Genomic DNA, 10,769 nt, shown 5'->3' with positions numbered 1-10,769 from the left:
CAAAGAAAAGTAGGTGCCGCCCCGCACAGGGGCGACGCCTGAAGCACGCTAACGCAACGCGGATGCCAGCGCAAAAGCAAACGCACGGGGGCGACGCGTGAAGCGAGCTAACAATTCGCGGATGCCAGCGCAAAGGCCAAAAACACCGAATGGCGACGCGTGAAGCAAGCCAACGCAACGCGGATACCAACAAAAAGATCAAAACCCACGAACCGCGCCGCATAACCCCCGATACCAAATCGCGGAACGCCATCAAAAAACCAAACCACCCAGCGTCGCAGACACAACAAAACCTCAGAACAACTGCTTCTGCCCCGAAGCCAGGGTAACAAAATCATCCTTCAGCAAAGGCAAAATCGCATCCGCCACAGGCTGCAGCTGCCGCGTCAGATAATGCCCATAGTCAATATCCGACCGCAGCGTTTCAAGCGGCTCGGGCCCGCTGCCCGTCATCACATAACTGATCCATCCGCCATTCTGATATTGCAGCGGCCGACCGCGCTGCCGGTTGAACTCATCAGCGGAACGCGCAGCACGCACATGCGGCGGCACATTGCGCTCATAGTCGGACAACGGCCGGCGCAGCCGCTTGCGATACACGAGCAGTTCATCGAACTCACCCGCCAGCGTGCGCCGCACATAATCACGCACATAATCCCGATACGGCTGCTGCTTGAAAATCCGCAGATACAGTTCCTGCTGAAAGCGTTGCGCGAGCGGTGTCCAATCGGTGCGCACCGTTTCGAGACCTTTGTAGACGACTTCTTCACTGCCGTCGGCAAGCACGGTCAAGCCCGCATAACGCTTCTTGCTGCCTTCCTCAGCGCCGCGCACGGTCGGCATGAAAAAGCGCTTGTAATGCCGCTCGAATTGCAGTTCCAGCGCGCTCTCCAGCCCGAAACGCTCGCGCAAATGCTCACGCCACCAGGCATTGATTCCGCTCACCAGCTCTCGTCCGATGCGCGCCGCGTCTTCCTCGTCATGCGCGTGGCGCAGCCACACAAACGTCGAATCGGTGTCGCCGTAGATCACCGCATACCCGCGCGCTTCGATCAGCTCACGCGTGCGGTGCATGATCTCGTGGCCGCGCATCGTGATCGACGACGCCAGGCGCGGATCGAAGAACCGGCAGCCCGTCGAGCCAAGCACGCCATAGAACGCGTTCATGATGATCTTCAGCGCCTGCGATAACGGCTTGTTCTGCTCGCGCTTCGCGGCTTCGCGCCCCTCCCACACCTGCGCGACGATCGACGGCAGGCAATGGCGCGCGCGCGAAAAGCGCGCGCCAAGGAAACCGGGCACGGAATGCGCGTCGTCGGGATGACGCACGCCATCGACCAGTCCGACGGGATCGATCAGAAACGTACGGATGATCGACGGGTACAGGCTCTTGTAGTCGAGCACCAGCACGGAATCGTAGAGACCGGGCTTCGAGTCCATCACGAAGCCGCCAGGACTGGCCGCGCCCGCTACGTCGCCCAGATTCGGCGCGACGTAGCCGAGCCGATGCATGCGCGGCATATATAGATGCGTGAACGCCGCCACCGATCCGCCGCTGCGGTCGGCAGGCAGTCCCGTAACGGTCGCGCGTTCGAGCAGGAACGACAGCAGGTCCGTCTTGCCGAAGATGCGCGTGACGAGCTCGCAGTCTTTCAGGTTGTAGCGGGCGAGCGCAGGCTTGTCCTCGTCGAAGCGGCGCTGGATCTCGTCCATCCGCTGATACGGGTTGTCGATCGACTTGCCTTCGCCCAGCACCGCCTGCGCGACGTATTCGAGGCTAAACGACGGAAAGCTCCACGTGGCCGAGCGCAGCGCCTCGATTCCGTCGATGATCAGCCGCCCCGCCGCGCCCGCGAAGAAATGGTTCTGCTTCAGGCCATGCTCGCGCCACTCCATCACCGCGCCGCCGCGCCCGATGCGCAGCGGCACGCCGCACTGCTGCGCGGTCTCATGCAGCACTTTCAGGTCGAACTGCACGACATTCCAGCCGATGATCGCGTCGGGATCGTGCGCCTCCAGCCAGCCGATCAGCCGCTCGATCAGCTGCGCCCGCGTGTCGCAATACTCGAGCGCGAAGTCGAGGTCCGCCGCGTCGCCGTTTTGCGGTCCGAGCATGTACACCTGACGCTGCCCGCAGCCTTCCAGCGCGATCGAATACAACTCGGCGTGCGCGCTGGTTTCGATATCGAGCGACACCAGCTTGAGCTTCGGACGGTAACCGCTCGCGGGCTTCATGTCGGCGTTCAGCAACGGGCCATGACCGTCAGGATTCGCTTCGCCGCCGAACAGCACGGGCGCAGTGATGAAGCGCTCCATCATGTAGCGCTCGGGCGGGAAGACATCGGCTTCGTAGACGTCGACGCCGCCTTGCTTCAGCCGCTTGTCGAGCGCGGTCAGCTGCCGATATTGCGGGCAGTACAGTCCCAGCACCGGCCGATGCTGAAAGTCGCACAAATCGAGCGGGCGCAGTTCGGCGCCGCGCGACTGGGCGTTCTTCTCCCGGACCAGCATGTCTTGCGCGCGCTCGCGGTGCGCGGCGGGGATGAACGCGACGTTGGGCTGCGGGCGCAGGCGGATATGGCGCGGACCGCCGTCGGTCGCGAGCCAGAACTCGACCTCCGTTCCGGCAGCCGTATCGCGCCAATGACGGGTGAGAAGAAACCCTTGTTGAAGCTCACTCAAACGAAAACCTCTGCTGAAAACGCTCTGGCCGACACTTTTTTCGGCAATTCTACCCGCGCGCGAATTGCCTCGCCTGGGGCGCTTTCCCTTGTCTGATAAGGATTTTGGCCTGTCGATAGGAAATTTAAATAGGGTGCATCGCAACAATCAAATTTATCAAATTCTGCGACTTCTTCATAATCCATCCCATTGCAGTACCCAAACCCACTCAACCGAAGAGGACGCATCAGATGCCGATCATCAACAGCCAGGTCAAACCGTTCAAGGCCACCGCATACCACAATGGCGATTTCGTGACCGTCACCGACGAAAGCTTCAAGGGCAAATGGTCCGTCGTCGTGTTCTATCCGGCCGACTTCACGTTCGTGTGCCCGACCGAATTGGGCGATCTGGCCGACCGTTACGACGAATTCAAGAAACTCGGCGTCGAAATCTACAGCGTGTCGACGGATACGCACTTCACGCACAAGGCATGGCACGACACGTCGGACACGATCGAAAAGATCAAGTACCCGATGATCGCCGATCCGACGCTGGCAATCTCGCGCAACTTCGACGTTCTGATCGAAGAAGAAGGTCTGGCGCTGCGCGGCACGTTCGTGATCAACCCGGAAGGCGAGATCAAGCTGTGCGAAATCCACGACAACGGCATCGGCCGTGACGCTGGCGAACTGCTGCGCAAGGTGCAGGCTGCGCAATACATCGCGGCACACCCGGGTGAAGTTTGCCCCGCCAAGTGGACGCCGGGCGCAGAAACGCTGACGCCGTCGCTGGACCTGATCGGCAAGATCTAAGTCGCAGGCTCGCTAGAAGCCACACGCTACCCGCTGCAAACCCTGCCTTGAGCGGCGCCGCCTCGCGCGGCGCCGTTGTGAGGCAGTCCGCAAGGTCACAAGCCTTGCGAACTGCCTTACGCGCCGCGTTCGTCGTAACGCATGGCGCGAATCGAACCTCTCATCTCCATCTCGCCACGGACTCGAAAAATCATGCTCGACGCGAATCTGAAGACCCAACTCAAAGCCTACCTCGAGAAAGTCAGCCGTCCCATCGAGATCGTCGCCTCTGTCGACGACAGCGCGAAGTCGCAGGAAATGCTCGCGCTGCTCAACGACATCGCGACGCTGTCGGAGCGCGTCAGCGTGATCGAGCGCCGCGGCGACGACGAGCGCAAGCCGTCCTTTTCGATCGGCGAGCCGGGCAAGGCCGCGGGCATCCGCTTCGCAGGCATTCCGATGGGTCATGAGTTCACGTCGCTGGTGCTGGCGCTGCTGCAAACGGGCGGCCACCCGATCAAGCTCGACCACGCCGTGATCCAGCAGATCCGCGAACTGGACGGCGATTACGCGTTCGAGACGTATTTCTCGCTGTCGTGCCAGAACTGCCCGGAAGTCGTGCAGGCGCTCAACATCATGGCGCTGATCAACCCGCGCATCCAGCACGTGGCGATCGACGGCGCGCTGTTCCAGAACGAAGTCGAGTCACGCCAGATCATGGCTGTGCCGACCATGTTCCTGAACGGTGAAGTGTTCGGCCAGGGCCGCAGCGGCGTGAAGGAAATCCTCGCGAAGCTCGACACCAACGCCGGTGCGCGCGCCGCGAAGGAACTGGAGAAGAAGCCGGTGTTCGACGTGCTGATCGTCGGCGGCGGTCCTGCTGGCGCGGCGGCTGCGATCTACTCGGCGCGCAAGGGGATTGCCACGGGTGTGGTCGCGGAACGCTTCGGCGGCCAGGTGCTCGACACGCTCGCAATCGAAAACTTCGTCTCCGTGCAGGAAACGGAAGGGCCGAAGTTCGCCACGGCGCTCGAGCAGCACGTGAAGAGCTACGAAGTCGATGTGATGGACGTGCAGCGCGCGGAAGCGCTGATTCCCGGCAAGATCAACGAAGTGCGCCTCGCGAGCGGCGCAGTGCTGAAGGCGAAGACGATCGTGCTGGCGACGGGCGCGCGCTGGCGCGAGATCAACGTGCCGGGCGAGCGCGAGTACCGCAACCATGGCGTGGCGTACTGCCCGCACTGCGACGGCCCGTTGTTCAAGGGCAAGCGCGTCGCGGTGGTCGGCGGCGGCAATTCGGGCGTCGAAGCGGCGATCGATCTGGCGGGTGTCGTGAGCCACGTGACGCTGATCGAATTCGGCGCACAACTGCGCGCCGACGAAGTGCTGCAACGCAAGCTGCGCAGCCTCGCTAACGTGACGGTCATCACCCAGGCGCAGACGACGGAAATCACGGGCGACGGCAAGAAGGTCAACGGTCTGACCTACACGGACCGTGCGTCGGGCGAGTCGAAGCATGTCGAGCTCGAAGGCGTGTTCGTGCAGATCGGCCTGGTGCCGAACACCGAATGGCTGAAGGGCACGGTCGAGCTGTCGAAGCACGGCGAGATCGTCGTCGATGCGAAGGGCGCGACGTCGGTGCCGGGCGTGTTCGCCGCTGGCGACGTGACCACGGTGCCGTTCAAGCAGATCGTGATCGCCGTGGGCGAGGGCGCGAAGGCATCGCTGGCCGCGTTCGATCATCTGATCCGCACCAGCGTCGAAGATCTCGAAGACGCGCAGGCAGCGGAACTGGCCGAGGCCTGATCGACGGGTGTTGGGTTCGCTGCAAAAGCAAACGGGCTAGCTTCGGCTAGCCCGTTTGTCGTTGTGCGCCGCCCTTACTGGCTGGCGGCGGGCGTATGCGCCTGCTTCGATTTTGCCGTCTTCCCGTGGCCGTGATGCTGGTGCGCGGATTTCTGCGCAGTCTTTTCGGCAGGAGCGTCGACGTTGTGCTGGGTATCGGGCCGCGCCTGGATGTCGCGAGCGTGCTGCTCGATCTGGGCGGCGACGTTGCTGTCGTGGGTCGTCACGATGCCGTCGCTGGAAGTTTGCGCCGAGGCGACGCCTGCAACGGCCAGCAGCGAAACGAGCACAGCGGCAGAAATTCTGTTCATGGTTGTTTTGATTCCGGTTGATTGGTGAGTTCAATGCGCTTCGCGCGCATGGGATTGTCCATTGGAATGCCCGTGTGACGCGTCAAAGTGTGTCAAGGAAAGTGCCGCAAATCGTCAAATTCGCTTGACCAATCTTTACAATCCAGACGTTTCCTCTGTGCTACCGTTTTTGACTATCCATTCGGAATGCGAATCGAATGACGGTGGATTGAAGCTCAAACAATCATGGAGGAGAAAGCCGTGAACAATCTGGCAAAACTGACCGTGGTCGGTGTCTCGCTGACCAGCTTGGCGCTGATGGGGTGTGGCAAGAAAGAGCCGCCATCGCACGAGGCCGCGCAACGCAACGGCGGTGCCGCGGAGCAGGTGGTGACGATCGGTCACGCGGGGCCGCTCACGGGCGGCAGCAGCCATCTCGGCAAGGACAACGAGAACGGCGCGCGGCTCGCCGTGGAGGAAATCAACGAGACGGGACTCGTGATCGCCGGGCAGAAGGTGCGTCTCGAACTCGACGGCGAAGACGACGCGGCCGATCCAAAGACGGGCACGCAGATCGCGCAGAAGTTCGTCGACGAGCATGTCGTCGCGGTGATCGGCCACCTGAACTCGGGCGTGTCGATTCCCGCGTCGCGCATCTATAACGAGGCGAACATCGCGGAGATTTCGCCGTCGTCGACCAATCCCGAGTACACAAAACAGGGTTACAGAAGCGCGTATCGCGTGGTCGCGACGGATGCGCAGCAAGGGCCCGCGCTCGGCGGTTATGCGCTCAAGTCGTTGAACGCCAGGACCATTGCCGTCGTCGACGATGCAACCGCCTACGGCAAAGGCCTCGCCGACGAGTTCGCGAAGGCGGCGCAGGCGGGCGGCGGGCGCGTCGTCGCGCGCGAGGCCACGACCGACAAGTCCACCGACTTCCGCGCCATTCTCACCTCCATCAAGAGCGCGCATCCGGATGTCATCATGTTCGGGGGGATGGATTCGACGGTCGGCCCGTTCATTCGTCAAGCGGCGGCGCTTGGCTTGAGCGCGAAAGTTCTGAGCGGCGACGGAGCGTGCACGGAAAAAGTAGCGGAGCTTGCGGGCGACGCCGTGAGCAATCTCGTTTGTTCCGAAGCAAGTCTTGCGGTATCGCGAATGCCGCAGGGTGCCGAGTTCGAAAAGCGCTTCGAGGCGCGTTTCAACGGTCCGATTCTCTTCAACGCTCCGTTCGCCTACGACGCTGTGTATCTGGTCGTCGATGCAATGAAGCGGGCCAACACCACTGACGCCGCGAAGGTGCTTGCCGCGATGCCGACGTCCGACTACAACGGCGTGATCGGACATATCGCTTTCGACGCGCATGGCGACATGAAGGAAGGCGCGATCAGCCTATATCACTATCAGGACAGGAAGAAGGCGCTGCTTGATGTCGTGAGGTACGGCGGCGGTTCTATTTGAGACCGGGTGACGGGCGCGGCGTCTATCTTGCTGAGGCCGCGCCTTTGCTTGTCTGCTTACCGTTTGCGGCCACGTCGCGTTTGCCGATTTGAGATGGGCTGACGCCGCCCAACATCAACTGTTCGTCGGACCAGCGGTAAAACACGTCTGGGCGGTGAGCCGCTTTCGCTCTACGGCGGGTTTTGTGCGAGGGCTTTGACGCCTTTTGGGCCGCTTTGGGCTTTTTGAGCGTCTGCGTCGCCGGGCGGTGCGCTGCGCTCTCTGCCAGGAGCGTATCGGGCTTGAGTTGTGCGGAGAAAGCGTCGGAAGCACACCAGACGACGATGCACGTGGCCATTGCGATATGCCGCGCGACTACGCCGGTTTTCTTCCTTCTCGACGCGTGTGCATGAGCTATCGCCGTCTCCCGGTTCAAGATTCCGATCCACCGGATGCCGTTCGCGTGTCTGCCTGCTTTTCGACGCGTTCGATCTGCACGTTCATCGACGGTGCTCGCGTCAGGCCGAGTGCACTCGCCGCCGCATAGGACAAGTCGATGACGCGTCCCTTCACGAACGGGCCGCGATCGTTGATGCGAACTACCACCGTCTTCGCAGTGGACAGCGACGTCACGCGCACATAAGTGCCGAACGGCAACGTACGATGCGCAGCCGTCAACGCTTGGCCGTTGTAACGTTCGCCATTGGCGGTGCGGCGCCCTTCGAACTTGCGCGCATACCATGATGCTTGGCCCGTTTGCAGCGCGTCGCGGGCTGGCCGCAGCGCGACGATCTGAGCTTGGGCCGGGGCGTTATCCGACACGCTGTCGGCGTCGACGGGTGCGATGGGCGTCGACACGATGCCTGTCGTGCTCGAAGCCTGATGCTCGGACGGCATCTGCGCGCAACCGGCAAATAATCCGAAAATTCCTAGTAATCCAAAAAGACGAACGGTTGACACGACAGACCATGAGTTAGCAAAAGAAGCAGGTCTAACGGTCTCAAAAAGTTCGGGTTGACCGCATGCAACAGCCACGGCGGCGTTTTGACAAATCTCTACATGCGCGCAACGCCGATCCCGCGGCAGTCAGGCGCCGTCGAACGACACCTGACCCAGTACGACGAACGGTTACTTGCCCATCACGGCTTCGAGGGATTCGCCCTTGACGACAATCTCGGTACGCCGGTTTCGCGCACGGCCTTCGGGCGTGTCGTTGTCCGCCACGGGGCGATCGAACGCGTAGCCGACCAGTGTGATGCGCGACGCGCTGATACCGCGGCGCTCCAGTTCATTCGCAACCGATTTCGCGCGCGCTTCGGACAACTGCTGGTTGTATTCACGCGTACCGACGTTATCCGTATGGCCTTCGACGATCATTGGCTTTTGCGTGCGGCTCAGCACGACCACCACGCGGGCAATAGCGGGGCCCGCGTCAGGACGCAAGCTCGATTCGTTGAAGTTGAACAGGACCTTCTCAGGCAGACGAACCTGCACGCCTTCCTTGGTCTGCGTTACTTCGATCCCGGCTTGCTGGTTCAGCGCCTCTTCCTTGTTGCGGTCGAGCCCGCCGCACGCGGCGAGCATCGACAGGGAGAGGGCGCAGGCTGCGACGGTCAACAGTTTTTTCATGATCTTGATGGCCTTGTTGGAGAAAAGGAAAAACCGAGTCAGACCGGGATTTTTCATCAAATAGAGCGGAACGTTGATAAGGCATGCAAAGTTTTTCAAAATTTGACACGGAGTTGTCGCGCGGACGCACCGAAGTGAGAACAAACGTGAAAACTTGCGTCCGACAGCACGCAAAGGTCGACAGTTCGGATCAAATGGCGTTGGTCGGAAACAGCGTCGCCCGCGAGTTCAGGCACCTGAAGGCGGACGGCGTTGTGCAGTCTCTCGTTATCCACTTGAAAAGGAAGGACCCGCAACATGAGCATCTTCGGAAGCATCGTCAGCAAGATTTTCGGCAAGGCCAAACCGGCTGAGCCCCTGCCCGCCGAACCCATCGCCCCGGCTCCTGCGGACGCATCGGCTGGCGCGCCCGTCGCGCCTGTCTCGACGGCGCTGGCGGACGTCGACGTCGCGGCCGTGATGGACCAGCTGGCGGCGGCGAACCCGCAAAAACTCGACTGGCGTCGTTCGATCGTCGATCTGATGAAGCTGCTCGACGTCGACAGCAGCCTGGAGCATCGCAGGCAACTGGCGGGTGAATTGAAGTACGGCGGCGACACGAACGATTCGGCTTCGATGAACATCTGGCTGCACAAGCAGCTGATGACGGCGCTCGCCGCGAATGGCGGCAAGCTGCCCGCCGACCTGGCGAGCTAAGGAGCCGACATGAGCATTCCCGGCACACTGGGCGAGATAGCCGGCGCGGCTGCAGCCGTCGAAGCACTGGAGAAGGCGGACCCGAATGCGTCGTTGTTGACGAAGGGCATGGCGGCAGTCGCTGGCTTCAAGGGCGCTGGCGCGCTCGAGGCACTGATCGAGCGCAAGACGCAAGACGGCGCAGGCGACAGCGAACAGGCGGAGCAAGCGTAATTCACATTAGCCGCCCGCATCCATTCGGCGATCGGGCGGCTCGTCGACAGACTCGCCTGACAGCTTCCTTGCAGCAACGGCGAGCGTGCGGACAGAAGAAAAACTAAAGCACCCGCCAGTTCCAGACCGTGTGACATCCGGTCGCACATCTATCACCGTCCTTCGTGCCGCGTCCTTGACGCGGATCAGGATTTCAAACGCCGTGCGTCCATAGAATCGCGGGGCACATAGGACCTTGTGCGCTTTGCCTTGCAAACCCCACACGTGTTCAGCGTGGTTCAACGATTATTGGGCAAACATGTTAGCCAGAAAAACCTTAAGAGCTTGTCTCTTACCGGTCAGCATCGGTCTGACCGCGTTTCTCACGGGATGTCAACTTGAAGTGCTCGACCCGAAGGGCAGCGTCGGCGTCGCCGAGAAGTCGCTGATCGCGACAGCGACGTGGGCGATGCTGCTCGTCGTCGTGCCTGTCATTCTGTTGACGTTGCTTTTTGCGTGGCGCTACCGCGCGTCGAACAAAAGCGCGGTGTACGCGCCGAAGTGGGCGCACTCAACTGCAATCGAAGTCGTGGTGTGGACGATCCCTGCGCTGATCATCCTGTACCTCGGCATCCTGACATGGCGGACCACGCACGAGCTCGATCCGTACAAGCCGCTCGAATCCAGCGTGAAGCCGATCGACGTCGAAGTCGTGGCGCTCGACTGGAAGTGGCTGTTCATTTATCCCGATCTCGGCATCGCGTCGGTGAACCAGCTGGCGATGCCCGTCGGCACGCCCGTCAATTTCCACATCACGTCGGATTCGGTGATGAACTCGTTCTTCATCCCGCAACTCGGCACGCAGGTTTACGCGATGGCGGGCATGCAGACGCGTGTGCATCTGGTCGCAGATGAACCGGGCGACTACGCAGGCGTGTCGGCGAATTTCAGCGGCAAGGGCTTCTCGGATATGAAGTTCCGCACGCTCGCCGTGAGCGCCGCCGATTTCAACGCCTGGGTGCAGAAGGTGAAGGCGTCGCCGGAACGGCTCGACATGGACGGGTACTACGCGGTGGCGAAGCCGAGCGAGAAAGACCCGGTGCGCTATTTCTCCGCGGTCGACCCGAAGCTGTTCCGCAACGTCATCGCGAAATACAACAGCGGGCATGTCGTCGATTTCCGTGACGCCAACTGCATCACGAACACTTCGAAGGAGTAACCC

The 10,769-nt window shown here is 61.5% G+C and carries 10 protein-coding genes; 6 read left to right on the top strand and 4 right to left on the bottom strand.

The features are described 5' to 3' along the window. Nucleotides 1–294 precede the first annotated feature (294 nt). Nucleotides 295–2,682 (bottom strand): DNA polymerase II, encoded by a 2,388-nt coding sequence (locus tag KFO72_RS32690; protein ID WP_054932629.1) that lies wholly within the window; start codon nt 2,680–2,682, stop codon nt 295–297. Nucleotides 2,683–2,912: 230 nt separating this feature from the next. On the opposite strand from KFO72_RS32690, the gene ahpC reads away from it, so the two are divergent. Together ahpC and ahpF are read left to right on the top strand one after the other, a co-directional pair. Continuing rightward, nucleotides 2,913–3,476 (top strand): alkyl hydroperoxide reductase subunit C, encoded by a 564-nt coding sequence (ahpC, locus tag KFO72_RS32685; RefSeq protein ID WP_054932628.1) that lies wholly within the window; start codon nt 2,913–2,915, stop codon nt 3,474–3,476. Nucleotides 3,477–3,668: 192 nt separating this feature from the next. Next, nucleotides 3,669–5,261 carry an alkyl hydroperoxide reductase subunit F gene (gene ahpF, locus KFO72_RS32680; protein ID WP_225033842.1) on the top strand — a complete coding sequence of 531 codons (1,593 nt, stop codon included), beginning with the start codon at nt 3,669–3,671 and terminating at the stop codon, nt 5,259–5,261. A 74-nt stretch (nt 5,262–5,335) separates the two neighbouring features. Here the strand turns inward: ahpF and KFO72_RS32675 are convergent, their stop codons facing one another. After that, nucleotides 5,336–5,611, bottom strand: coding sequence for a hypothetical protein (locus KFO72_RS32675; RefSeq protein ID WP_054932626.1), 276 nt, complete (start codon nt 5,609–5,611; stop codon nt 5,336–5,338). A 297-nt stretch (nt 5,612–5,908) separates the two neighbouring features. On the opposite strand from KFO72_RS32675, the gene KFO72_RS32670 reads away from it, so the two are divergent. Further along, nucleotides 5,909–7,051: a branched-chain amino acid ABC transporter substrate-binding protein gene (locus tag KFO72_RS32670; protein WP_060606885.1), complete on the top strand. Its 1,143-nt coding sequence runs from the start codon at nt 5,909–5,911 to the stop codon at nt 7,049–7,051. A 411-nt stretch (nt 7,052–7,462) separates the two neighbouring features. Here KFO72_RS32670 and KFO72_RS32665 read toward each other — a convergent pair whose 3' ends face one another. After that, the gene (locus tag KFO72_RS32665) at nt 7,463–7,927 is read right to left on the bottom strand and encodes a septal ring lytic transglycosylase RlpA family protein (RefSeq protein WP_263627926.1); all 465 of its coding nucleotides are present in this window, start codon (nt 7,925–7,927) and stop codon (nt 7,463–7,465) included. A gap of 231 nt (nt 7,928–8,158) precedes the next feature. Next, nucleotides 8,159–8,659 (bottom strand): OmpA family protein, encoded by a 501-nt coding sequence (locus KFO72_RS32660; RefSeq protein ID WP_054932630.1) that lies wholly within the window; start codon nt 8,657–8,659, stop codon nt 8,159–8,161. A gap of 297 nt (nt 8,660–8,956) precedes the next feature. Between KFO72_RS32660 and KFO72_RS32655 the strand changes: the two genes are divergently transcribed. From KFO72_RS32655 to cyoA, 3 genes are all read left to right on the top strand, one after another. Next, complete coding sequence (locus tag KFO72_RS32655) at nt 8,957–9,355, top strand: DUF3597 domain-containing protein (RefSeq protein WP_054932622.1); 399 nt, start codon at nt 8,957–8,959, stop codon at nt 9,353–9,355. 9 nt (nt 9,356–9,364) lie between these two features. Continuing rightward, entirely contained in the window at nt 9,365–9,568 is a 204-nt protein-coding gene (locus tag KFO72_RS32650) for a hypothetical protein (protein WP_060603637.1), read from the top strand. A gap of 298 nt (nt 9,569–9,866) precedes the next feature. Further along, complete coding sequence (cyoA, locus tag KFO72_RS32645) at nt 9,867–10,766, top strand: ubiquinol oxidase subunit II (RefSeq protein WP_054932620.1); 900 nt, start codon at nt 9,867–9,869, stop codon at nt 10,764–10,766. Nucleotides 10,767–10,769 lie beyond the last annotated feature (3 nt).

It is taken from the genome of Paraburkholderia sp. XV (assembly GCF_020177535.1).
Classification (GTDB): Bacteria; Pseudomonadota; Gammaproteobacteria; order Burkholderiales; family Burkholderiaceae; genus Paraburkholderia; species Paraburkholderia caribensis.
Note: the sequence above shows the minus strand (reverse complement) of the source record. Positions and strands in the feature narration are given on the sequence as shown.

Bases quoted from the DNA above. Each gene is read 5' to 3' on its own strand.
- ahpC (WP_054932628.1), top strand. From the start codon at position 2,913: ATGCCGATCATCAACAGCCAGGTCAAACCGTTCAAGGCCACCGCATAC.
- ahpF (WP_225033842.1), top strand. From the start codon at position 3,669: ATGCTCGACGCGAATCTGAAGACCCAACTCAAAGCCTACCTCGAGAAA.
- KFO72_RS32675 (WP_054932626.1), bottom strand. From the start codon at position 5,611: ATGAACAGAATTTCTGCCGCTGTGCTCGTTTCGCTGCTGGCCGTTGCA.
- KFO72_RS32670 (WP_060606885.1), top strand. From the start codon at position 5,909: ATGGGGTGTGGCAAGAAAGAGCCGCCATCGCACGAGGCCGCGCAACGC.
- KFO72_RS32665 (WP_263627926.1), bottom strand. From the start codon at position 7,927: ATGCCGTCCGAGCATCAGGCTTCGAGCACGACAGGCATCGTGTCGACG.
- KFO72_RS32660 (WP_054932630.1), bottom strand. From the start codon at position 8,659: ATGAAAAAACTGTTGACCGTCGCAGCCTGCGCCCTCTCCCTGTCGATG.
- KFO72_RS32655 (WP_054932622.1), top strand. From the start codon at position 8,957: ATGAGCATCTTCGGAAGCATCGTCAGCAAGATTTTCGGCAAGGCCAAA.
- KFO72_RS32650 (WP_060603637.1), top strand. From the start codon at position 9,365: ATGAGCATTCCCGGCACACTGGGCGAGATAGCCGGCGCGGCTGCAGCC.
- cyoA (WP_054932620.1), top strand. From the start codon at position 9,867: ATGTTAGCCAGAAAAACCTTAAGAGCTTGTCTCTTACCGGTCAGCATC.